We start from the raw sequence: 23,394 nt of genomic DNA on the forward strand, positions 1-23,394 counted from the left end.
TCTGATTGTTAGCTGAACAACAATCCGTTCGATAAACGAACACTCAGTCGATTATCGGATTGTTTGGCGATGTTCCCGAGCTTAATCTTCAGTGACTCCGGCGCTGAACCTCGCGCCTTTTTATCACTGGCGATTCCTTACAAGAACAGGAGCCCGCTCCATGGCTGAGATCCTTTCGCTGCACGACGCGGTGAAGCAATTCGTCAACGACGGCGATACCGTCGCCCTCGAAGGCTTCACGCACCTGATCCCTACAGCAGCGGGTCATGAAATCATTCGTCAAGGCAAGAAAGATCTGACGCTGGTGCGGATGACGCCTGACCTGATCTACGACCAACTGATCGGCGCCGGTTGCGCGCGCAAACTGATTTTCTCCTGGGGCGGCAACCCGGGTGTGGGTTCGCTGCACCGTCTGCGTGACGCGGTCGAAAAGCAGTGGCCACACGCGCTGGAAATCGAAGAACACAGCCACGCCGACCTCGCCAACGCCTACGTCGCCGGCGCGTCCGGGCTGCCGTTCGCGGTGCTGCGTGCCTACGCCGGTTCCGACCTGCCGAAGGTCAATCCGCTGATCAAAACCGTGACCTGTCCGTTCACCGGCGAAGTGCTGGCGGCAGTGCCATCGGTGCGCCCGGACGTCACCGTGATCCACGCGCAAAAGGCCGACCGCAAAGGCAACGTGCTGCTCTGGGGCATTCTCGGTGTGCAGAAAGAAGCCGCGCTGGCGGCCAAGCGCTGCATCGTCACGGTGGAAGAGATCGTCGATGACCTCAACGCACCGATGAACGCTTGCGTACTGCCGACCTGGGCCTTGAGCGCGGTCTGCCACGTGCCGGGCGGCGCGCATCCGTCCTACGCCCACGGTTACACCGAGCGTGACAATCGTTTCTATCAGGCGTGGGACCCGATCGCTCGCGACCGTGAGACGTTTACCGCGTGGATCAACGAATACATCCATGGCTGCGCTGACTTCAGCGAATTCCAGGCCAAATTGGCCGCTGCTTCGGAGGCCAAGTAATGACTTACACCACCAATGAAATGATGACCGTCGCGGCGGCCCGGCGCCTGAAGAACGGCTCGGTATGCTTCGTCGGCATCGGCCTGCCATCGAAAGCCGCCAACCTCGCGCGCCTGACTTCATCGCCGGACGTGGTGCTGATCTACGAATCCGGCCCGATTGGCGCCAAGCCGAGCGTACTGCCGCTGTCCATCGGTGACGGTGAGCTGGCCGAGACCGCCGACACCGTGGTGCCGACCGGTGAGATTTTTCGCTATTGGTTGCAGGGCGGGCGCATCGACGTTGGCTTCCTCGGCGCCGCGCAGGTCGACCGTTTCGGCAACATCAACACCACCGTGGTCGGCGACTACCACGCGCCGAAAGTGCGCCTGCCGGGTGCCGGTGGCGCGCCGGAGATTGCCGGTTCGGCGAAAAGCGTGCTGATCATCCTTAAACAGTCGGCGCGTTCGTTTGTCGACAAGCTCGATTTCATCACCTCGGTCGGTCACGGCGAAGGTGGCGATTCGCGTAAACGGCTGGGCCTGCCGGGCGCTGGGCCGGTGGGCATTATCACCGACCTGTGCATCATGGAACCGGAGGAGGGTACCCACGAATTCGTGGTCACCGCGCTGCATCCGGGCGTGACCCGCGAGCAAGTGGTCGCCGCCACCGGTTGGGCGATTCGTTTTGCCGACTCTGTTGAAACCACCGCTGAGCCGACCGAAGTCGAGCTGACGGCGCTGCGTGATCTTGAAGCGCGCACCGCTGCCGCCCACGGTCAGGCACCGGGAGAAGCATGATGCGTGACGTGTATATCTGCGACGCGATTCGCACCCCCATTGGCCGCTTCGGTGGCGCATTGTCCGCCGTGCGCGCCGACGACCTGGCCGCCGTGCCGATCAAGGCCCTGATGGAGCGCAATCCATCGGTGGACTGGAATGCCGTCGATGAGGTGTTCCTCGGCTGCGCCAATCAGGCCGGCGAAGACAACCGCAACGTTGCGCGCATGGCGCTGCTGCTGGCGGGACTGCCGGACAGCGTGCCCGGCGTTACGCTCAATCGCCTCTGCGCTTCGGGCATGGACGCGATCGGCACCGCATTCCGCGCTATCGCCAGTGGCGAGATGGAGTTGGCGATTGCCGGTGGCGTCGAGTCGATGTCCCGCGCGCCATTCGTGATGGGCAAGGCCGACGCGGCGTTCTCGCGCAACATGAAGCTGGAGGACACCACCATCGGCTGGCGTTTCATCAACCCGCTGATGAAGGCGCAGTACGGCGTCGATGCGATGCCGCAGACCGCCGACAACGTCGCCGACGACTATAAAGTGTCGCGCGCCGATCAGGACGCGTTCGCCCTGCGCAGTCAGCAACGTACTGCCGCCGCGCAGGCTGCGGGCTACTTCGCTGACGAAATCGTCGAAGTGCACATCGCCCACAAGAAAGGCGAAACCGTGGTCAGCCAGGACGAACATCCGCGCGCCGATACGACGATTGAAGCACTGAGCAAGCTGAAACCCGTCAACGGCCCGGACAAAACCGTCACCGCCGGCAATGCCTCCGGGGTCAACGATGGTGCTGCCGCACTGATTCTCGCGTCCGCCGAAGCGGTGAAAAAGCATGGCCTGATCGCCCGCGCGAAAGTGCTCGGCATGGCCAGCGCCGGTGTCGCACCACGGGTGATGGGCATCGGCCCGGTGCCGGCGGTGCGCAAACTCGCCGAGCGCCTTGGCGTCGCGGTCAGCGATTTCGACGTGATCGAGCTCAACGAAGCGTTCGCCAGCCAGGGCCTCGCGGTATTGCGCGAGTTGGGTCTGGCCGACGATGCGCCGCAGGTCAACCCGAATGGCGGCGCGATTGCCCTCGGTCACCCGTTGGGCATGAGCGGTGCGCGGCTGGTGCTGACCGCCCTGCATCATCTGGAAAAGACTGGCGGCAAGAAAGGTCTGGCGACCATGTGCGTCGGTGTTGGCCAGGGTCTGGCCCTGGCCATCGAACGTGTCTGACGCACTGCGGCACTTACAAGAACTGAGGAAAGCGAAATGACTGACAAGCCTGGTTACCGTCGCCCACAGGCAGGCACTCAGCCTGACTACCTGCACCCGACGTATCAATCCACCAACCTGCGCTCGCCGTCCAAGCCGTTGGTGCACCTGCCCCATTCACTCTCGGAAATCACCGGGCCGACCATCGGCGCCGAACACGTTGCCGAGAAGGACAATGACCTGACCGCTCAGCACGACGGCGAGCCGCTGGGCGAGCGCATCATCATTCACGGCCGCGTGCTCGACGAAGACGGCCTGCCGGTGCCGGGAATTCTGGTGGAGATCTGGCAGGCCAATGCCGCCGGCCGCTACAACCATGCCCGTGACCTGCACGACGCGCCGCTGGACCCGAACTTCACCGGCACCGGCCGCACCGTCACCGATGCCGATGGCTGGTACCAGTTCCAGACCATCAAGCCCGGCGCCTATCCGTGGGGCAACCACCACAACGCCTGGCGCCCGGCGCACATCCACTTTTCCCTGTTTGGGCCGAGCATTCTTACGCGTCTGGTCACGCAGATGTACTTCCCCGGCGACCCGCTGCTGGCGTATGACCCGATCTACAACTGCGTGCCGGACACTTCGGCCAAGGAACGCCTGATCGCCAGTTTCGATCTGGAAAAAACCATTCCGTCCTACGCCCTCGGTTACCGCTGGGACATCGTGCTGCGCGGCCGTGAAGCCACGCCGATGGAGAAATAAGATGACGCTCTATGCGACCACGTCCCACACCGTCGGGCCGTATTACCACATCGGCCTGACCTGGCTGAACCGCGAAACCCTGGCCAACGAGCTGACCCTCGGCGAGCGCGTGGCAATCACCGGCCAAGTGGTGGATGGCAATGGCGATGTCGTCAACGACGCCATGCTCGAAGTCTGGCAGGCCAACGCCGCCGGCAAGTACGACCACCCGGAAGATCAGCAGGACAAACCGCTCGACCCGAATTTCGAAGGCTTCGGCCGGGTGCCGGTGGATGCCGAAGGGCGCTTCCGTTTCACCACGATCAAACCGGGCACCGTGCCAGGGTTGAAAGGCTCGACCCAAGCGCCGCATCTGGTGGTGCTGGTGTTTGCCCGTGGTCTGGTCAAGCATTTGCTGACGCGGATTTATTTCGAGGGCGAACCGGCAAACGTTGCTGACCCGTTGCTCGAGTGCGTGCCGGCGGAGCGTCGCCAGACGTTGCTGGCCAAGGCGGATGCGTCGGGTGTTTACCAGTGGAATGTGGTTCTGCAGGGCACCGATGCCGAGACGGTGTTCTTCGATTATTGAGAGAACACCCCAAATCCCCTGTAGGACAGAGTCCCTGTGGTGAGGGGATTTATCCCCGCTGGGCTGCGAAGCAGCCCCAAAAACCAGTCGGCGCGGTATTCAGATGAACCGCGTGTATCTGATTTGCGAGTGCTTCGCACTCGAGCGGGGATAAATCCCCTCGCCACAAAGGCTGATCCAGACGTGGGTGAAGATCCGATGTGGAACGGGACTGTTGCAAAGTATGTCTAGACTGTGACTGTCCCTATCGAGTGAAAAAACAATGACAACCACCACCTCTCACTACACCGGCGAAGAGCGCAGCAAGCGCATCTTCGCCATCGTCGGCGCTTCCTCCGGCAACCTCGTCGAATGGTTCGACTTCTACGTCTACGCCTTCTGCGCGATCTATTTTGCCCCGGCGTTCTTCCCTTCCGATAACCCCACTGTGCAACTGGTCAACACCGCTGGCGTATTCGCCGCCGGGTTCCTGATGCGGCCGATTGGTGGCTGGATTTTCGGCCGGGTCGCTGACAAGCACGGGCGCAAGAACTCGATGCTCATCTCGATTCTGATGATGTGCTTCGGCTCGTTGCTGATCGCCTGTCTGCCGACCTACAAGGACATCGGCGTCTGGGCGCCGGTGCTGTTGCTGTTCGCGCGTTTGCTGCAAGGTCTGTCGGTGGGCGGCGAGTACGGCACCACCGCGACTTACATGAGCGAAGTCGCGCTCAAGGGCCAGCGCGGATTCTTCGCTTCGTTCCAGTACGTGACGCTGATTGGCGGACAACTGCTGGCGGTGTCGCTGGTGGTGGTGCTGCAACAGTTCCTCACTGAAGAAGACCTGCGTGCCTACGGCTGGCGGATTCCGTTCGTGGTCGGTGCGGTGGCGGCGCTGATTTCGCTGTTCCTGCGTCGTTCGCTGAAGGAAACCACCAATAAGGAAACCCGTGCGCATAAAGACGCCGGCAGCATCACTGCACTGTTCCGCGATCACAAAGCGGCGTTCATCACCGTGCTCGGTTACACCGCTGGCGGCTCGCTGATTTTCTACACCTTCACCACCTACATGCAGAAATACCTGGTGAACACCGCCGGGATGCATGCCAAGACCGCCAGCTACATCATGACCGGCGCGCTGTTCCTGTATATGTGCATGCAGCCGTTGTTCGGCATGCTTGCCGACAAGATCGGCCGACGGAACTCGATGCTCTGGTTCGGCGCCCTCGGCACGCTGTTCACCGTGCCGATTCTGCTCAGCCTGAAAAGTATCAGCAGCCCGTTCCTCGCCTTCGTGCTGATCACCCTGGCGTTGGCGATTGTGAGCTTCTACACCTCGATCAGCGGTCTGGTAAAAGCCGAGATGTTCCCGCCGGAAGTCCGCGCGCTTGGTGTCGGCCTGGCTTACGCGGTGGCGAATGCAATCTTCGGCGGTTCGGCGGAATTCGTTGCCTTGAGCCTCAAGGCTGGCGGCATGGAAAACGCCTTCTACTGGTACGTCACGGCGATGATGGCGGTGGCTTTCCTGTTCAGCCTGCGTTTGCCCAAGCAGGCGAAGTATCTGCACCACGATCTGTAAACCCATGTGCGCGGGCTGCGAGGCCCGCGCCGGCAAGGACTGTTTATGACTCAGCGACCGGGCAATCAATTGTTCGATGCCTACTTCACCGCCCGCGATATGCGCGAAGTGTTCTGCGATCAGGGCCGGGTGCAGGCGATGCTCGATTTCGAAGCGGCGCTGGCTCGGGCCGAGGCGCGGGTCGGGCTGATTCCTTTATCCGCTGTGGCGCCGATTGCCGCAGCGTGCGACGCCGGTCTGTATGACTTCGCAGCGCTGGGCGAGGCGATTGCCACGGCCGGCAATTCAGCGATTCCGCTGGTCAAGGCCTTGGGCAAGCAGATCGCCTCGAGCGATGCCGAAGCCGAGCGCTATGTGCATCTGGGCGCGACAAGTCAGGACGTGATGGATTCCGGGCTGGTCCTGCAATTACGCCAGGCGCTGGCGCTGATCGAAAACCAACTGGCACAACTGGCCGACTCGCTCGCCACTCAGGCACAACGTTTCGCCACCACGCCACTGGCCGGTCGCACCTGGCTGCAACACGCGACGCCAGTGACCCTCGGGATGAAAATCGCCGGATGGCTGGGTGCCGTCACGCGCAGCCGTCAGCGTCTGCAACAACTCAAGCCACGTCTGCTGGTGCTGCAATTCGGTGGCGCCTCCGGCACGCTCGCGGCGCTGGGGGCACAGGCGTTGCCAATCGCTGAGGCCTTGGCCGAAGAGCTGCAACTGACCCTGCCCGAGCAACCGTGGCACACCCAGCGTGATCGCATCGTCGAATTCGGCGCTGTGCTTGGCCTGATCGCCGGCAGCCTCGGCAAATTCGGCCGCGACATCAGCCTGTTGATGCAGACCGAAGCAGCGGAAGTTTTTGAGCCAGCGGCACCGGGCAAGGGCGGTTCGTCGACCATGCCGCACAAGCGCAACCCGGTCGGCGCGGCGGTGCTGATCGGCGCGGCCACGCGGGTGCCGGGGCTGGTGTCGACGCTGTTCAGCGCGATGCCGCAGGAACACGAACGCAGTCTCGGTTTGTGGCACGCCGAATGGGAAACCCTGCCGGAGATCTGCTGCCTGGTGTCCGGTTCGCTGCAACAGGCGCGTTTGCTGGCCGACGGTCTGGAAGTCGACGCGGCGCGCATGGCCCGCAACCTCGAACTGACCCAAGGCCTGGTGCTGGCCGAAGCTGTGAGCATCGTCCTCGCCCAACGCGTCGGCCGCGACACCGCGCATCATCTGCTCGAACAATGCTGCAAACGCGCAGTGGCCGAGCAGCGCCATCTGCGTGCGGTGCTCGCTGACGAGCCGCAAGTCACCGCCGAACTCAGTGGCGCTGAACTCGATGATCTTCTCAACCCCGCGCATTACCTCGGCCAGGCGCAAGTCTGGGTCGAGCGTGCGGTGGCTGAACACAACGCTTTGACTGTCTGAAGGAGAGGGCTGTGGCTTTCGTTCAACTCGCCGATGGCGAACTGCACTATCAAATAGAAGGCCCGGCCGCTGCGCCGGTGCTGGTGCTGTCCAACTCGCTGGGCACCGACCTGCACATGTGGGACGCGCAGATGCCGGCGTTCACCGAGCATTTCCGCGTGCTGCGTTTCGACACGCGCGGCCATGGGCAATCGCTGGTCACCGAAGGGCCGTACAGCATCGAGCAGTTGGGCCATGACGTACTCGGTCTGCTCGATGCGCTGCATATCGAGCGCGCGCATTTTTGCGGACTGTCGATGGGCGGGCTGATCGGTCAGTGGCTGGGCATCAACTCAGGCCATCGTCTGCACAAATTGATCGTGTGCAACACAGCGGCGAAAATCGGCGATCCGTCGGTATGGAATCCACGCATCGAAACCGTGTTGCGCGACGGCCCGGCGGCGATGGTCGCGCTGCGTGATGCCTCGATTGCGCGCTGGTTTACCCCGGACTTTTCCGCAGCGCATCCCGAGGCGGCGAAGAAGATTACCGACATGCTTGCCGCAACCAATCCACAAGGCTATGCGGCCAACTGCGCGGCCGTGCGCGATGCCGATTTCCGTGAACAACTGGCTTCGATCAACGTGCCGTTGCTGGTCATTGCCGGCAGCGAAGATGCGGTGACGCCGCCGTCCGGCGGGCACTTCATTCGCGACCACGTGCGCGGTGCCGAGTACGCCGAGTTCCATGCGGCGCATTTGTCCAACGTGCAGGCCGGTGCCGCTTTCAGCGACCGTGTGCTGGCGTTTTTGCAGGCTCAGTGAGGAAGAATTTGTGGACGAGAAACAACGTTACGACGAAGGCATGCAAGTACGCCGCGCGGTGCTGGGCGATGCCCACGTTGATCGCAGCCTGACCACGCTGACCGAGTTCAACTCGGAATTCCAGGAGATGATCACCCGCCACGCATGGGGCGACATCTGGACCCGCCCGGGCCTGCCCCGGTACACCCGCAGCCTGATCACCATCGCCATGCTGATCGGCATGAACCGCGAGGGCGAACTGAAACTGCACCTGCGCGCGGCAGCCAACAACGGCGTCAGCCGTGGCGAGATCAAGGAAGTGATCATGCAGAGCGCAATCTACTGCGGCATACCGGCGGCGAACGCGACGTTTCATCTGGCCGAATCGGTGTGGGATGAACTCGGGGTTGAATCCCGCGAGTGAGGTTGTTGCACTGACGCCTTCGCGAGCAGGCTCGCTCCCACATTGGAATGCATTTCCCTGTGGGAGCGAGCCTGCTCGCGAAAGCGGTAGCGGCCGTAACGAATCACACCCTGGCGACAATAAATATTCGCTTGAATGCAAACAACGTATGCCCATCCCCCTCTTGCGGATAATGCTCATGCACCCGCATCAGGTAGTGATAGATAAACCGCGCCTGTTCCGCTGAACTCAACGCCTGCATCACCGGCCGCAGCGCCGAGACCTTCACCCAGTCATACAGCGGCGACTTGCCGTCAACCACCTGCAACTGCTCGGTCTCCCAGATATCCAGCGACGTAGTCATGGGCGCGAGCAACCGATAGTAATCCTCCAGTGCCAATAACGGCCGCGCCGCCATGCGCTGGCGCAGTTCAGGTGTGCCCAGTGGTGTGCCACCGGGGCCGCCGTTTTCGAGGGTGTCGAGCATCAGCCGATACCACAGCGCATCGCGCCAGTCCGGCATGTGCGCCGCCAGACAGCCGCCGGGATTCAGATAACCGAGCAGGCGCGGCAGCAGTTTTTCATGGCCTTCGATAAAGTGCAGCACGGCGGCTGCGAACAGCAGATCCGCCGGTTGCTCAGGTTGCCAATCAAGCAGGTCGCAATGTTTCCACAGCGCCCGGATCGGCAGGCAGCGTGCCTCATCGAGCATCTGCGCGGAGCTGTCGACGCCCTGCAACTGCGCGCGCGGCCAGCGTTTGGCCAACAACTGCGTGGCAATGCCGGTGCCGCAGCCGAGGTCGTAAATGCGTTGCGGGTTGTGCAGGTCGACGCGGTCGAGCAATTCGTTGACCGGACGTTGTCTGAGACGGGAAAACTGTTGGTACGCCTTGGCGTCCCAATCGGGTGCAGTGGTGCGGCGCGTGATCATGAGGTGATCCTCCGGTGATCAAGTGGTGTCTTCCGATGACAACCTGGTGCACAGCTGGAGACCGACTACGAAACGGAAGCGTGAAGGGTTGGAGCACCTGAGTCCTTCAGGTTTGCTCACTGTAACCGCCGCCCGCAAAAGCGCTACATGGCCTGACCAATGGCATGCATCTGTGATGGGAATCAAATGTGGGAGCGAGCCTGCTCGCGAAGGCCATTTCATATTCGACACAGATGTCGACTGAAGCAGCGCTTTCGCGAGCAGGCTCGCTCCCACAGTGGAGCATGTTTGGTTAAAGCAGGCTGATCGGGTAGCTGACGATCAATCGGTTCTCATCGAACTCGTTGTTGCTGAAGTCGCGGCGCATGGTCGAGTTGCGCCATCTGACGTTCAAATCCTTCAAAGTCCCGCTCTGCACCGTGTAACCGAGTTCCGATTCGCGACCCCATTCCTTGCCGTCGGTGATCGTCCCGGTGTGCACGTTGTCGCCGCTGATGTAGCGGTTCATCAGGGTCAGACCGGGGATGCCCATGGCGGCGAAGTTGTAGTCGTGGCGCAGCTGCCAGGAGCGTTCCTGAGCGTTGTCATAACTGGCGTTGTAGCTGTCGTTGGCCAGGGTGCCGCCGCTGGTGCCATTGACGCGCATCCAGGCGCTGTCGCCGGTGAGTTTCTGCAGGCCGAGGTAGAACGTGTTGCCGCCGTACTTGGCCGAAAACATCCCGTACCAGGTCTTGTTGTCCAGATCGCCGGCACGCGCGCTGCCATCTTCCTTGCCGTAGAAAAAGCCGAGGTTGGCGCCCAGCGTCCAGTCGCCGAGCGGCTGACTGTGCAGCACATTGAGGTACTGCTGGCTGTAGATGTCCTTGAGTTGCGCATTCCATAAGCCGATCTGTGTGCGCTTGTCGTTGAACAGGTATTCGCCGCCCTGGAAGTTGAAACGGTCAGAGGTGAACGCGGCTTTGCCGGTCATCGACATGTCGCTCATGCTGCTGTCGTCGCGCGGGCTGTTGGCGCGGAACTGGCCGCCATAGAGGGTCAGGCCGGCGATTTCCTTGGAGGTGATCTGGCCGCCACGGAAGGTTTGCGGCAGCGAGCGACCGTCGTCCGAACGCAGAATCGGCAATACCGGCATCCACTCGCCGACCTTGACCTCGGTCTGCGAAAGTCTGGCCTTGAAGGCGACGTTGGTGCGACCGAAGTTGTCCGCCGGGCGCCCGTCATGGTCCAGCGGCAACAACTGCGTACCGCCCGTGCCTTTACCGCCATCGAGCTTGATCGAATACAGCCCGAGTACGTCCATGCCGAAACCGACGGTGCCTTGGGTGAAGCCGGATCTGGCGTCGAGGATGAAACTCTGCGTCCACTCTTCAGCCTTGCCCTGGGTCTTGGTCGGGTTGGTGAAGTTGCGGTTGATATAGAAGTTGCGCAGGTTGAGGTTGACCTTGGCGCCTTCAACGAAGCCGCCTTCTTCGGCGCTTGCCGGCAGGGCCAGACCGGCGATGGCCAGGGCGATCACAGCGGGCAATGCGTAGGGCACAGGGAAAACTGTCATGGACTTGGGTCTCTCTTGTTTTTTTAGGGCGAACGGCTGCGCTGTCGCGGCGGATGCGGCGCAGGCAACGTGATGCAGGTCTGAGATGCAGCGGTGGCGGTCAGCCGGGCGGGGCAGGGCGCTGGAGCATGGTGTCGAACCTTGTTGTTATTGGTTTTCTGGTTCGAATGGTGAAGGGCCTGTGTGTTCGGGTTCAATTGCTGAAAGCGGGTTTTGGGCGGTTATCGAACGCAAGATTCATGCGGATTTGTGGTGAGTGTGAGGTCCTCTTCGCGAGCAGGCTCGCTCCCACAACTGGAATGCGTTTCCCTGTGGGAGCGAGCCTGCTCGCGAAGAGGCCAGTTCGGCCGCGAAACCTTTGCGACAGGCAACAAAAAGCCCACCAATAAGGTGGGCTTGATGTAGTCAGCCGATGATCAGAACAGCTTCATCTTCGGCGCTTCTTCTTTCAGCGCTTCGTTCTGCGCGGTCTGCGCATTCCAGCCACCGCCCAGGGCCTTGTACAGGTTGACCGCACTGGTCAACTGCGCGAGGCGGTCGGTGATCAGCGCTTGTTGTGCGCTGAACAACTGACGCTGGGCATCGAGGAAGGTCAGGTTGCTGTCGACGCCGATGCGATAGCGACGTTCGGCCAGGCGGTAGTAATCCTGGTTGGCCTGCACGAAGTCACGCTGCGCTTGCAGCTGCTCGGTGTAGGTCTGGCGCGCGGCCAGGCCGTCGGCGACTTCCTGGAAGGCCGTTTGAATGGACTTCTCGTAGTTCGCCACGCCAATGTCCTTCTGGATCTTGGCGTAGTCGAGGCTGGCGCGCAGGCTGCCGGCGTTGAAGATCGGCAGGTTGATCTGCGGCTGGAACAGCCACGTCCCCGAGCCACCCTTGAACAGACCGGACAGATCCGGGCTCAGGCTGCCCGCGTTGGCGGTCAGGCTGATGCTCGGGAAGAACGCTGCCCGCGCCGCGCCGATGTTAGCGTTGGCCGCCTTCAGGTTGTACTCGGCCTGGAGGATGTCCGGACGACGTTGCAGAAGGTCCGAAGGCAGACCGGCCGGTACGTCGCTGAGCAGGTCATCAGACAGCGGTTTGGCCGTTTGCAGATTGGCCGGAATACCGGTGCCGAGCAGCAGGGTCAGGCTGTTTTCGTCCTGCGCGACCTGGCGGGTATAACGCGCCAATTGTGCCCGGGCGTTTTCCACGGAAGTGCGCGACTGCGCCAGATCCAGCGCCGAGGCCACACCGACTTCGTTGCTGCGGCTGGTCAGCTTGTAGCTTTCTTCGAAGGCACCGAGGGTGTCCTGCGTCAGCTTGAGCAGTTCCTTGTCCGCTTGCCAGGTCAGGTAAGCATTGGCGACGCTGGCGACCAGACTGATCTGCGTACTGCGGCGTGCTTCTTCAGTAGCGAAGTACTGTTGCAACGCTTGCTCGCTCAGGCTGCGCACCCGACCGAACAGGTCGAGTTCATAGGCGCTGACGCCGACGGTAGCCGAGTAGGAGCTGCTGATCATCGACTCGCCGGTCTGCGAGGCACGGGCCGGCAGACGCTGGCGGCTGCCGGCGGCATTGGCCGACACTGCCGGGAACAGGTCGGCGCGCTGGATGCGGTACTGCGCCGCGTAAGCGTCGATGTTCAGCGCCGCGACACGCAGGTCGCGGTTGTTTTCCAGGGCGACCTGGATCAGCTGTTGCAGGGCAGGGTCATGGAAAAACTGCTTCCAGCCCTGTTCGGCAGCGGCTTGCGCCGGAGCCTGGGCCGGCGAATATGCCGGCCCCTGCGGGTACTGGCCTGCGACCGGAGCCTCAGGCTGCTGATAGTCAGGTATCAGCGAGCAACCGCTCAGCACGAAGGCGGCGACTGCGATGGAGAGTAGCGACTTGCTCATTGGCCAGCCTCTTTAGGAGTTTCAGTAGTCTCATCCGAGTCGGTCTTTTTACGCTGACCGATGGACGACACAGTAACGAAGAACAGTGGGACCCAGAAGATCGCCAGGATCGTGGCCGTGAGCATACCGCCAATCACGCCGGTACCGATCGCGTGCTGACTGCCTGAGCCGGCGCCGGTGGAAATCGCCAGCGGCACAACACCGAGAACGAAGGCCAGCGAGGTCATGATGATCGGGCGCAGACGCATGCGGCAGGCTTCGATTGCCGCTTCACGCAGGCTGCGTCCCTGTTCATGCAGTTCCTTGGCGAATTCGACGATCAGAATGGCGTTTTTAGCCGCCAGACCGATGGTCGTCAACAAGCCCACCTGGAAGTACACGTCGTTGGACAGACCGCGCAGGCTGGTAGCCATCAGTGCACCGATGATCCCCAGCGGTACCACGAGCATGACCGCGATCGGAATCGACCAGCTCTCATACAGCGCCGCCAGACACAGGAACACCATCAGCAGCGACAGGGCGTACAGCGCTGGCGCTTGCGAGCCGGACAGACGTTCCTCGTAGGACAGACCGGTCCAGGAGATACCGACACCGGCCGGCAGCTTCTTGGCAATCGCTTCGACTTCAGCCATCGCTTCACCGGTGGAGTAGCCCGGCGCCGGAGCCCCGAGGACCTCGACCGCTTCCACACCGTTGTAACGCGCCAGTTTCGGCGAACCGTAGACCCACTCACCCTTGGCGAACGCCGAGAACGGAACCATGGTGCCTTCGGCGTTGCGCACGTACCACTTCTTCAGGTCTTCGGGGCTCATGCGCGAATCCGGCTGGCCCTGCACGTAGACTTTCTTCACCCGACCACGGTCGATGAAGTCGTTGACGTAGCTACTGCCCAGCGCGATCGACAGGGTGTTGTTGATATCGCTGATGGTGATGCCGAGGGCACTGGCCTTCTCGTCGTCGATTTCCAGCTGGAACTGCGGCTCATCGTTCAGGCCGTTCGGACGCACCTGGGTCAGCACCTTGCTTTGCGCCGCCATGCCAAGGAACTGGTTGCGCGCTTCCATCAGTTTTTCGTGACCGATACCGGCGCGGTCTTGCAGGAACACGTCGAAACCGGTGGCGTTACCCAATTCCAGAACCGCTGGCGGGGCGAAGGCAAACACCATCGCGTCGCGGAAGCTGAAGAAGTGTTGCTGGGCACGCGCGGCGAGCTTGAACACGCTGTTGTCGGCGTTACGCTCGCCCCACGGTTTGAGCATGATGAACGCCATACCCGAGCTCTGCCCACGGCCGGCGAAGTTGAAGCCGGTCACGGTGAACACCGAAGCCACCGCGTCCGCCTCACCACCGTCCTTGTTCGGACGCAGCAGGTACTCACGCATTTCATCCACGACCACCTGCGTGCGCTGGGCACTGGAACCGGCCGGGGTCTGCACCTGGGCGAACAGTACGCCCTGGTCTTCTTCCGGCAGGAACGCGGTCGGGATGCGGGTGAACAGCCAGATCATGCCGACGACGATCAGCAGATACGCCAGCAGGTACGGCGCCTTGCGGGTCAGCATGTTGCCGACGCCGCGCTCGTAGCTGCGCACGCCACGGTCGAAGTTGCGGTTGAACCAGCCGAAGAAACCTTTCTTCGGGGTACCGTGCTCGCCTTTCGGAATCGGCTTGAGCATGGTCGCGCACAGCGCCGGGGTGAAGATCAGGGCAACCAGTACCGACAGGGCCATGGCCGACACGATGGTGATCGAGAACTGCTTGTAGATCACACCAGTCGAGCCGCTGAAGAATGCCATCGGCAGCAGTACCGCCGAGAGTACGAGGGCGATACCGACCAGTGCGCCCTGGATCTGGCCCATGGATTTCTTCGTCGCTTCCTTCGGTGACAAGCCTTCTTCGCTCATCACCCGCTCGACGTTTTCCACCACGACGATGGCATCGTCCACCAGCAGACCGATGGCCAGCACCATGCCGAACATGGTCAGGGTGTTGATGCTGAAACCGGCGGCGGCGAGGATGCCGAACGTACCGAGCAGTACCACCGGCACGGTCATCGTGGTGATGACGGTGGCGCGGAAGTTCTGCAGGAACAGGAACATCACCAGGAACACCAGCGCGATCGCTTCGACCAGGGTGTGCACCACGCCTTTGATCGACTCGGTCACCACCGGGGTGGTGTCGTACGGGAACACCACTTCCATGCCTTGCGGGAAGAACGGCTTGAGGCTGTCGATAGTGTTGCGCAGCGCTTTGGCGGTATCGAGGGCGTTGGCGCCGTTGGCCAGTTTCACCGCCAGACCGGAAGCCGGGCTGCCGTTGAACTGGGCGCTGATCGCGTAGTTCTCGCCGCCGAGGCCGACTTCAGCCACGTCTTTGAGGCGAACCTGCGAACCGTCCTTGTTGACCTTGAGCAGGATTTCCTTGAACTGCTCGGCGGTCTGCAGACGGGTCTTGCCGATGATCGTCGCGTTCAGTTGCTGGCCCTGCACGGCAGGCAAGCCACCGAGCTGACCGGACGACACCTGGACGTTCTGCGCAGCAATGGCGTTCTTCACGTCGACCGGGGTCAGGTTGAAGTTGTTCAACTTGGCCGGGTCGAGCCAGATACGCATCGCGTACTGCGCACCGAAGACCTGGAAGTCACCGACACCGGCGGTGCGCGAGATCGGGTCCTGCATGTTCGACACGATGTAGTTGGACAGGTCGTCCTTGCTCATGCTGCCATCACGCGACACCACGCCGATCACCAGCAGGAAGTTTTTCACTGCCTTGGTCACGCGGATACCCTGTTGCTGGACTTCCTGCGGCAGCAACGGGGTGGCCAGGTTCAGCTTGTTCTGGACCTGGACCTGCGCGGTGTCGGAGTTGGTGCCTTGCTCGAAGGTCGCGGTGATGGTCATGCTGCCGTCGGAGTTACTTTCCGACGACACATAACGCAGGTTGTCGATACCGTTGAGCTGTTGCTCGATGACCTGGACCACGGTGTCCTGCACGGTTTGTGCGGACGCACCCGGGTAGGTCACCTGGATCGCAATGGCCGGTGGCGCAATGCTCGGGTATTGGTTGATCGGCAATTTCAGGATCGAAAGTGCCCCGACCAGCATGATCACCAGGGCGATTACCCAGGCGAAAATCGGACGGTCGATGAAGAATTTTGACATGGGTTACTCCCCTTTGCCGCCGGCGGCTTTGTCAGCTGCCTGTGCGGGGGCCGGGTTCTTGGTGCCGACGTTAGTCGCCTCGGTCGCTTTGACCTCGACGCCCGGTTTGACGTACTGCAGCCCTTCGGTGATCAGACGATCGCCGGCTTTCAGGCCGTCTTCGATCAACCACTGGCTGCCGACAGTGCGGCTGGCCTTGAGCTGACGCAGTTCGACCTTGTTGTCGGCGCCGACCACCAGTGCGGTCGGGGTGCCTTTGAGGTCGCGGGTCACGCCTTGCTGTGGCGCGAGGATCGCTGCGCTGTTGACGCCGGCCTGCAACTGGGCGTGGACGAACATGCCTGGCAGCAGGGTGTGATCGGGGTTGGGGAACACTGCGCGCAGGGTCACCGAGCCGGTGGTCTGGTCAACCGAGACTTCGGAGAATTCCAGCTTGCCGTCGAGCTTGTACTGGCTGCCGTCTTCCAGGGTCAGCTTGACTGCGGCGGCGTTGTCGCCAGCCTTCTGCAGACGGCCACTTTCCAGTTCGCGGCGCAGTTCCAGCAGTTCCACCGACGACTGGGTGACGTCGACGTAGATCGGATCGAGCTGCTGAATCACTGCCATTGCATCGGCCTGGCCATTGCTGACCAGTGCGCCTTCGGTCACCGAAGAGCGGCCGATACGGCCGGAGATCGGCGCATAGACCTTGGTGTAACGCACGTTGATCTGCGCAGTCTGAAGCGACGCTTCCGATTGCAGGCGGTTGGCCAATGCGGTGTCGTATTCCTGACGGCTTACGGCTTGCTCATCGACCAGTTGCTTGTAGCGGTCGGAGATCGACTTGGTCGAACGCAGGTTGGCTTCGGCACTTTTCAGCGTCGCTTCATAGACCGACGGATCGATCTGATAAAGCTGCTGACCGGCTTTGACGTCGGCGCCTTCCTTGAACAGACGCTTGAGAATGATGCCGTTGACCTGCGGGCGAACTTCAGCGATGCGGAACGCACTGGTGCGGCCCGGAAGTTCCGAGGTCAGGGTAAAGGCTTGTGGTTGCAGGGTGACGACGCCGACCTGAGGGGGCGGAGCGGCAGGGGCCGCTTCTTCCTTTTTACATCCGCTGAGCAGCGATGCCAGGGCGACGGCAGTGACCAGAGCGGTAACAGCTGGCTTGAATTGCATGAAGATCCTCGGGTCAGGCGCGCATGAAGCGCACAAGAAGTGTGAAAGAGTAAAAATCGGGCACCGGGTGGATAAGTAGCTTGCTAAGTAATATACTTACGTTCATGGTTGTTTGTAAACACCTGCGCCGCGTACCCACCCTGATACAAAAGTCGTCGCAAGGTTTGAAATTGTAGGCCGGGGAGTCGATTCACGAGAGATCGCCCCCTCTTTATTCAGCGGATATTCAGCCATCCCTGAAACATCCTGTTTGAGGTTTTACTGCCATGGTCCGTCGTACCAAAGAGGAAGCTCAGGAAACCCGCAGCCAGATTCTGGAAGCGGCCGAGAAAGCCTTTTATGAAAGGGGGGTTGCCCGCACCACCCTGGCGGACATCGCGACCCTCGCCGGCGTAACGCGTGGCGCCATCTACTGGCATTTCAGCAACAAGGCCGATCTGGTCCAGGCGATGCTCGACAGCCTGCACGAACCGCTGGATGAACTGGCCAAGGCCAGCGAAAGCGAGGACGAACCGGACCCGCTGGGCTGCATGCGACAGTTGCTGATTCATTTGTTTCATCAAGTTGCACTGGACCCGAAAACCCGGCGCATCAACGAAATTCTGTTTCATAAGTGCGAGTTCACCGATGAAATGTGCGATCTGCGCCAGCAGCGCCGGACGGCCAGTCTCGATTGCAATCTGCGCATCGGCCTGACCCTGCGTAATGCGGTGAATCGCGGCCAGTTGCCGGAAGACCTCGACACTGCCCGCGCGGCCATCAGCATTCATGCCTACATCGACGGCCTGCTGTACGGCTGGCTGCTGGCCCCGGACAGCTTCGAGCTGCACGCCGAGGCTGAACGCTGGGTCGACACCGGGCTGGACATGCTGCGCCTGAGCCCAAGCCTGCGCAAATGAAACAAAATGCGCAATTGCCCGGCAGGATGTCAATCAGCCGCCATGGCTGATCATCGCGGCGGGGAGTTTAAACGTAGCGAGTCGCAGATTTTGTAGGGAAATTGTGTCGCTGTTGTTAAACGGTGTTTGCTTGCGCTTGTCCTGCGCCAATAGCAAAAAGCCCCTGACTCTCAAAAGTCAGGGGCTTTTTCATTTCTGCGCTACAGCCTGATTACAAGGTCGGATAGTCGATGTAGCCGACCGGACCTTTACCGTAGAAAGTCTCTGGATGCGGCTCGTTCAGCGGCGCATCAGCCTGCAAACGTGCCGGCAGGTCCGGGTTGGCAATGAACGGCACGCCGAACGCTACGGCGTCTGCCTTACCGCTGGCCAGCCACTCGTTGGCGCTTTCCTTGGTGAACTTCTCGTTGGCGATGTACGGGCCACCGAAAGCTTCTTTCAGTTGCGGGCCGAGGCTGTCGGCGCCTTCTTTTTCGCGCGAGCAGATGAACGCGATGCCACGCTTGCCCAGTTCACGGGCGACGTAGGTGAAGGTCTCGGCAAGGTTGTCATCGCCCATGTCATGGGAATCGGCACGCGGTGCCAGGTGCACACCAACGCGGCCAGCGCCCCATACTTCGATCGCGGCGTCGGTCACTTCCAGCAGCAGGCGCGCACGGTTTTCCAGCGAGCCGCCGTACTGGTCGGTGCGCTGGTTGGTGCTGCTTTGCAGGAACTGGTCGAGCAGGTAGCCGTTGGCACCGTGGATTTCCACGCCGTCGAAACCGGCGGCCTTGGCGTTCTCGGCACCGGTGCGGTAGGCGTCGACGATGTCGGCGATTTCAGCGGTTTCCAGCGCGCGCGGCGTTGGGTAGTCGGCCAGCGGACGCACCAGGCTGACGTGGCCCTTTGGCTGGATGGCGCTTGGCGCAACCGGTGCTTCACCATTCAGGTACGAAGGGTGAGAAATGCGGCCAACGTGCCACAGTTGCAGGAAGATCTTGCCGCCGGCGCCGTGAATCGCCTTGGTCACGTTGGCCCAGCCACGCACTTGATCGTTGGACCAGATGCCCGGGGTGTCCGGGTAGCCGACGCCCATCGGCGTTACCGAAGTGGCTTCGCTGAGGATCAGGCCAGCCGAGGCGCGTTGTACGTAGTATTCGGCCATCAGCGCGTTCGGCACACGGCCTTCGTCGGCGCGGCAGCGGGTCAGCGGGGCCATGATGATGCGGTTGTTCAGCTCGATGTCGCCGAGTTTGATCGGGTCGAAAATAGTCGCCATGTCTAAAAGCCTCTCTTTAATAAAGGAAGTTGATCAGTTGGAAGCAGGGGCCAGCTCGGCATTGCCGTTCTGGCGGAAGGTAATCAGGGTTACCAGCAGGGCCAGTACAGCCAGCGCGGCGGCAGCCAGTGGCACGCTGGTCAGGCCGTAGCCGTGGGCGATGACGCTGCCGCCGACCCAGGCGCCGAGGGCGTTGCCGACGTTGAAAGCGCCGATGTTCAGGGTCGAAACCAGGTTCGGGGCAGCCTTGCCGAAGGTCACCACGTTGACCTGCAGCGCCGGCACAGCGGCGAAACACGCGGTGGCCCAGAGGAACAGAGTGATTTCAGTCGGGATCAGCGCGACGCTGGTCCAGCTCAACACCGTGGACACCACGGCCATGGCGATGAACACGCCGATCAGCGTGGCGGCCATGCCTTTGTCGGCGAGTTTGCCGCCGATGATGTTGCCGACCGTCAGGCCCAGACCGATGAGCATCAGCGTCCAGGTCACGCCACGTGGCGACACACCGGTGACTTCGCCAAGCAGTGGGGCGACGTAGGTGAACAGGGTGAAGACCGAGGCGGCGAACAGCGCGGTCATGCTCAGTGACAGCCAGATGCCGGCGCCTTTGAGGGCGGCGAGTTCGGCGCGCATGTCGAGTTTCTCTTCGTCACGCTTGGCCGGCAGAAAGCGGATCAGGCCGATCAGCGCGATCACACCGATGACGGTCACTGCCCAGAAGGTCGAACGCCAGCCGGCTTCCTGACCCAATGCGGTACCCAGCGGTACGCCAAGTACGTTGGCCAGGGTCAGGCCGGTGAACATCAAGGCTACTGCCGAGGCACGTTTGTTGGGCGCGACCAGATTGGCCGCCACCACCGAGCCGATGCCGAAGAACGCGCCGTGACACAGCGCGGTGACTATCCGGGCAAACATCAGCACGTTGTAGTCGCTGGCGATGGCGCAGAGCAGGTTGCCGACAATGAAGATGCCCATCAACGCTACCAGCGCTGCCTTGCGCGGCAACTTGGCGGTGGCCAGCGCCATGAACGGTGCACCGATGGCCACGCCCAGGGCGTAACCGGTGACCAGCCAGCCGGCGCCGGGAATCGACACACCGAGATCCGCCGCCACGTCGGGCAGCAGGCCCATGATGACGAATTCGGTGGTGCCGATGGCGAAGGCGCTCAGGGCGAGGATGAGAAGCGAAAGGGGCATGCAGGTTTCCTTGTCGGCTGACTGACGTTAAGGGTCAGAGCTCTTTACTGAGAGTGCTGAGAAACGCCTGGATGACGTCCTCGTTACGTTTGAAGAAATGCCACTGCCCGGCCTTCTGGCTGCTGATCAGCCCGGCCCGTTGCAACGTCGCCAGGTGGGCCGACACGGTCGATTGCGACAGGCCGCAACGCTGATCGATCTGCCCGGCGCAAATACCGTATTCATGGTTGTGCAACTGCTCGGGGAATTCGCCTTTCGGGTCTTTCAGCCAGTTGAGGATGTCTCGCCGTACTGGGTGCGCCAGGGCTTTTATTATTTCGTCGAGGTCGAGGTTCATGGCTTGGGCTCGTGGTGGCAGTAGCGATATATCGCGATGGAGCGAACTTTAAATCGTTGGATCGCGATATACCAATATGAATTCGGTCTGACGAACGCATAAATCGCTATATCGGGTTATAACGATACGAGGGTGCTGGAGCAGCGACCGCAGTGCTAAGCTGCGCCCATGAACTATCTCGCGCATTTGCATCTCGGCGGCCAGCGCCCTGGTCAGTTACTCGGCAGCCTGTATGGCGACTTCGTCAAAGGTCGGCTGCAAGGCCAGTTCGACCCCGAGGTAGAGGCGGCGATTGCGCTGCATCGGCGCATCGACGTGTTCACCGATCGGCATCCACTGGTGGACATTGCTTTGGGGCGCTTCAGCGAAACGCGGCGGCGCTATGCCGGAATCGTCCTCGATGTGTTTTTCGATCATTGCCTGGCGCGGGACTGGACGCTGTATGCCGACCGACCGCTGGAGCAGTTCACCGCAGACGTCTATCAGGTGCTGTCCCGCGAACGACAGTTGCCGGAACGGCTGGCAAAGATCGCCCCGCACATGGTCGCCAACGACTGGCTGGGCTCGTATCGCGAATTTGAGGTGCTGGAACAGGTGCTGCGCGGGATCTCGCGACGGCTGACCAGGCCGGAGGAATTGGCGGGGGCAATGGCGGAGTTGCGGCGGTTGTATGAGCCGTTGAGTGAAGACTTCAGCTTGTTCTACCCGCAATTGCAGGATTTCGCACAAAACACGAGACCACCGAAAATCTGAATTGTGGGAGCGAGCCTGCTCGCGAATGCGGTGTCTCAGCCAATATAGATGCTGAATGGCACGACGCCTTCGCGAGCAGGCTCGCTCCCACAGGGGATTTGTATTTTCAGGCGGCGATCAAATCGCCTGCGCGACGCGGTTCGGCAGGTTTCGCCACCTCACCAAACAACACCTTCTGCACCGCCTGCTGCGCTTCGAACGCCAGCGCCGCGCGCTCGCGGCCCTGACAGGCAATCGGCTTGAGCAGATGCACCTCGACATCGCCGCAGTCGTTGCTGAACAGGCGCATCAGGTGCGAGAGCAAATCATCGTCACCAATGAATGGCGCCAGTGTGTCGATTTCGCCGTCACGCAGATAACGGATCGCCACCGGTTGCAGCATCACCTCGGAATCGATCGCCGCCGACAGCAGGCGACCATGAAAGGTGCGCAGCGAACGGCCATCGGTGGTGGTGCCTTCGGGGAACATCAGCAGTGCATGTTCAGTTTGCAGATGGCGGGTCATCTGCTTGCGGATCAACTGACTGTCGCCCGACCCACGGCGGATGAACAGGCTGCCGGCCTTGGCTGCGAGCCAGCCGGCCACCGGCCAGGTGCGCACTTCGGCCTTGGACAGAAACGACAGCGGCGTGAGCATGCCCAGCAGCGGAATGTCGGTCCACGACACGTGATTGCTGACCCAAAGCATCGGCTGTTTCGGCAGCTCGCCATGCACGCTCACGCGAAACGGCAGGGCGTTGCTCAGCCGCGCCATGAAGAAGCGCGACCAGCGCTGACGCCGCTCCATCGAGTGCGCCAGACCAATGCGCTCGAACACGCCGAAGACGCTGGCCATGGTCAGCCCCAGCGTCACCACCAGCAGCACTCGCGCGATTCGCGCGTACACCCGCAACCGGCTCATCACACCGCCGCCTTGAAGTGCTTGGCGTAGCGCGGGCAGAGTTCGTCGCGCTTGAGCAGGATGAACACGTCGGCGACCTGGAAGTCTTCGTCCCAGCACGGCTCGCCGCAGATCTTCGCACCGAGGCGCATGTAGGCCTTGAGCAGCGGCGGCATTTCGGCGATGACGTTGGACGGGATATCCAGCGTCGGCAGCGGATTTTTCGGCTCGGCGCGCAGGTGTTCGGTGCACAGATAACGTTCGCGCAGACGCTGCATGATCGCGTGGGCCTGAATGCCGCCGTCCTGCATCGGGATGCTCGCGCAACCCATCAGATAGCTGTAGCCGCCCTGATTGAGCACTTCGGCCAATTCGCCCCAGAGCACGGCGATGGTGCCGCCGTTGCGGTACGCCGGATCGACGCAGGTGCGGCCGATTTCCAGGATCGGACCTTGCAGATGGGCGAGGCCGTGCAGGCTGAATTCTTCTTCGCTGTAGAACTTGCCGAGGCTGCTGGCGGCGGTGTGATCGAGCAGACGCGTGGTCGCCACCAGGCGCCCGGTGTTCAGATCACGCACGCCGATGTGGCTGCAGTGAACATCATAATCATCCATGTCCAGACCCAGTTCGGCGCCTTTCAGTTTGGCGTTGAACTCGCCACTGAAGACGGCGAAGCGCAGGGCCTGGGCTTGCTGCAAGGCTTCGGCGCCGATCAGGCGTTCGGCTTGCAGGCGGCGTTCATTGCCGGTGTCGCTGATGCGGGCGATTTGCGTCATGTGAATCTCCGTACGGGCCTTTAACCCGTCGTGGGTTGCAGCCGATCGACTTTCTTTATGCAGCCGTGTTGTGCAAAGTCAGGCTATGTAGCCCCGGTGTCATCGCCATGAACGTTCGGTGATGCTTATATGACAGCCCACAAGG

21 protein-coding genes are annotated in these 23,394 nt (G+C 61.7%); 11 read left to right on the forward strand and 10 right to left on the reverse strand.

Annotated elements, in window-relative coordinates; translation table 11 throughout:
• Window positions 1-160 precede the first annotated feature (160 nt).
• From NF676_RS06810 to pcaC, 9 genes are all read left to right on the forward strand, one after another.
• On the forward strand, window positions 161-1,018 hold the full coding sequence (locus NF676_RS06810; protein ID WP_024011937.1) for a CoA transferase subunit A: 858 nt from the start codon (window positions 161-163) through the stop codon (window positions 1,016-1,018).
• Window positions 1,018-1,797, forward strand: coding sequence for a CoA-transferase subunit beta (locus NF676_RS06815; RefSeq protein ID WP_016771341.1), 780 nt, complete (start codon window positions 1,018-1,020; stop codon window positions 1,795-1,797). The genes NF676_RS06810 and NF676_RS06815 overlap by 1 nt, the downstream gene beginning before the upstream one ends.
• Window positions 1,794-2,999, forward strand: coding sequence for a 3-oxoadipyl-CoA thiolase (gene pcaF, locus NF676_RS06820; RefSeq protein ID WP_252887423.1), 1,206 nt, complete (start codon window positions 1,794-1,796; stop codon window positions 2,997-2,999). Before NF676_RS06815 ends, pcaF begins: the two co-directional genes overlap by 4 nt.
• A 36-nt stretch (window positions 3,000-3,035) precedes the next feature.
• Complete coding sequence (gene pcaH, locus NF676_RS06825) at window positions 3,036-3,740, forward strand: protocatechuate 3,4-dioxygenase subunit beta (protein WP_041478916.1); 705 nt, start codon at window positions 3,036-3,038, stop codon at window positions 3,738-3,740.
• Window position 3,741: 1 nt separating this feature from the next.
• Window positions 3,742-4,308, forward strand: coding sequence for a protocatechuate 3,4-dioxygenase subunit alpha (gene pcaG, locus NF676_RS06830; protein ID WP_076566302.1), 567 nt, complete (start codon window positions 3,742-3,744; stop codon window positions 4,306-4,308).
• Between the two features lie 262 nt (window positions 4,309-4,570).
• Window positions 4,571-5,866, forward strand: a complete 1,296-nt coding sequence (locus NF676_RS06835) for an MFS family transporter (RefSeq protein WP_041478914.1) — start codon at window positions 4,571-4,573, stop codon at window positions 5,864-5,866.
• Window positions 5,867-5,911: 45 nt separating this feature from the next.
• Window positions 5,912-7,276 carry a 3-carboxy-cis,cis-muconate cycloisomerase gene (locus tag NF676_RS06840; RefSeq protein WP_150742363.1) on the forward strand — a complete coding sequence of 455 codons (1,365 nt, stop codon included), beginning with the start codon at window positions 5,912-5,914 and terminating at the stop codon, window positions 7,274-7,276.
• 11 nt (window positions 7,277-7,287) lie between these two features.
• Window positions 7,288-8,079 (forward strand): 3-oxoadipate enol-lactonase, encoded by a 792-nt coding sequence (pcaD, locus tag NF676_RS06845; RefSeq protein ID WP_252887424.1) that lies wholly within the window; start codon window positions 7,288-7,290, stop codon window positions 8,077-8,079.
• A gap of 10 nt (window positions 8,080-8,089) precedes the next feature.
• Window positions 8,090-8,482: a 4-carboxymuconolactone decarboxylase gene (gene pcaC / locus NF676_RS06850; protein WP_252887425.1), complete on the forward strand. Its 393-nt coding sequence runs from the start codon at window positions 8,090-8,092 to the stop codon at window positions 8,480-8,482.
• A gap of 103 nt (window positions 8,483-8,585) precedes the next feature.
• Here pcaC and NF676_RS06855 read toward each other — a convergent pair whose 3' ends face one another.
• The 5 genes from NF676_RS06855 to emhA form a co-directional block, all read right to left on the reverse strand.
• Window positions 8,586-9,392: a methyltransferase domain-containing protein gene (locus tag NF676_RS06855; RefSeq protein ID WP_252877615.1), complete on the reverse strand. Its 807-nt coding sequence runs from the start codon at window positions 9,390-9,392 to the stop codon at window positions 8,586-8,588.
• A gap of 292 nt (window positions 9,393-9,684) precedes the next feature.
• On the reverse strand, window positions 9,685-10,944 hold the full coding sequence (locus NF676_RS06860; protein ID WP_252887426.1) for an OprD family porin: 1,260 nt from the start codon (window positions 10,942-10,944) through the stop codon (window positions 9,685-9,687).
• 416 nt (window positions 10,945-11,360) lie between these two features.
• Window positions 11,361-12,821, reverse strand: coding sequence for an efflux RND transporter outer membrane subunit EmhC (gene emhC, locus NF676_RS06865; RefSeq protein WP_252885491.1), 1,461 nt, complete (start codon window positions 12,819-12,821; stop codon window positions 11,361-11,363).
• Window positions 12,818-15,982, reverse strand: a complete 3,165-nt coding sequence (gene emhB / locus NF676_RS06870; protein ID WP_252887427.1) for an efflux RND transporter permease subunit EmhB — start codon at window positions 15,980-15,982, stop codon at window positions 12,818-12,820. The genes emhC and emhB overlap by 4 nt, the downstream gene beginning before the upstream one ends.
• Before the next feature lie 3 nt (window positions 15,983-15,985).
• Window positions 15,986-17,143: an efflux RND transporter periplasmic adaptor subunit EmhA gene (gene emhA / locus NF676_RS06875; protein WP_039762673.1), complete on the reverse strand. Its 1,158-nt coding sequence runs from the start codon at window positions 17,141-17,143 to the stop codon at window positions 15,986-15,988.
• 266 nt (window positions 17,144-17,409) lie between these two features.
• Here emhA and emhR point away from each other — a divergent pair, with 266 nt between their 5' ends.
• Window positions 17,410-18,042, forward strand: coding sequence for an efflux system transcriptional repressor EmhR (emhR, locus tag NF676_RS06880; RefSeq protein ID WP_016771330.1), 633 nt, complete (start codon window positions 17,410-17,412; stop codon window positions 18,040-18,042).
• 211 nt (window positions 18,043-18,253) lie between these two features.
• Here emhR and NF676_RS06885 read toward each other — a convergent pair whose 3' ends face one another.
• Genes NF676_RS06885 through NF676_RS06895 form a run of 3 tightly spaced genes read right to left on the reverse strand, consistent with a single transcriptional unit; the run spans window position 18,254 to window position 20,840 of the window.
• Window positions 18,254-19,303 (reverse strand): alkene reductase, encoded by a 1,050-nt coding sequence (locus NF676_RS06885; RefSeq protein ID WP_016771329.1) that lies wholly within the window; start codon window positions 19,301-19,303, stop codon window positions 18,254-18,256.
• 33 nt (window positions 19,304-19,336) lie between these two features.
• Entirely contained in the window at window positions 19,337-20,503 is a 1,167-nt protein-coding gene (locus NF676_RS06890; protein ID WP_252887428.1) for an MFS transporter, read from the reverse strand.
• A gap of 34 nt (window positions 20,504-20,537) precedes the next feature.
• On the reverse strand, window positions 20,538-20,840 hold the full coding sequence (locus tag NF676_RS06895) for an ArsR/SmtB family transcription factor (protein WP_016771327.1): 303 nt from the start codon (window positions 20,838-20,840) through the stop codon (window positions 20,538-20,540).
• Between the two features lie 168 nt (window positions 20,841-21,008).
• Between NF676_RS06895 and NF676_RS06900 the strand changes: the two genes are divergently transcribed.
• Complete coding sequence (locus tag NF676_RS06900) at window positions 21,009-21,593, forward strand: acyl carrier protein phosphodiesterase (RefSeq protein WP_252887429.1); 585 nt, start codon at window positions 21,009-21,011, stop codon at window positions 21,591-21,593.
• A 106-nt stretch (window positions 21,594-21,699) separates the two neighbouring features.
• Here NF676_RS06900 and NF676_RS06910 read toward each other — a convergent pair whose 3' ends face one another.
• Together NF676_RS06910 and olsB are read right to left on the reverse strand one after the other, a co-directional pair.
• Window positions 21,700-22,494 (reverse strand): lysophospholipid acyltransferase family protein, encoded by a 795-nt coding sequence (locus NF676_RS06910; RefSeq protein ID WP_150636454.1) that lies wholly within the window; start codon window positions 22,492-22,494, stop codon window positions 21,700-21,702.
• Complete coding sequence (gene olsB / locus NF676_RS06915) at window positions 22,494-23,249, reverse strand: L-ornithine N(alpha)-acyltransferase (RefSeq protein ID WP_016771324.1); 756 nt, start codon at window positions 23,247-23,249, stop codon at window positions 22,494-22,496. The genes NF676_RS06910 and olsB overlap by 1 nt, the downstream gene beginning before the upstream one ends.
• Window positions 23,250-23,394 lie beyond the last annotated feature (145 nt).

The sequence above is a fragment of the Pseudomonas siliginis genome (assembly GCF_024072275.1).
Lineage (GTDB): Bacteria > Pseudomonadota > Gammaproteobacteria > Pseudomonadales > Pseudomonadaceae > Aquipseudomonas > Aquipseudomonas siliginis.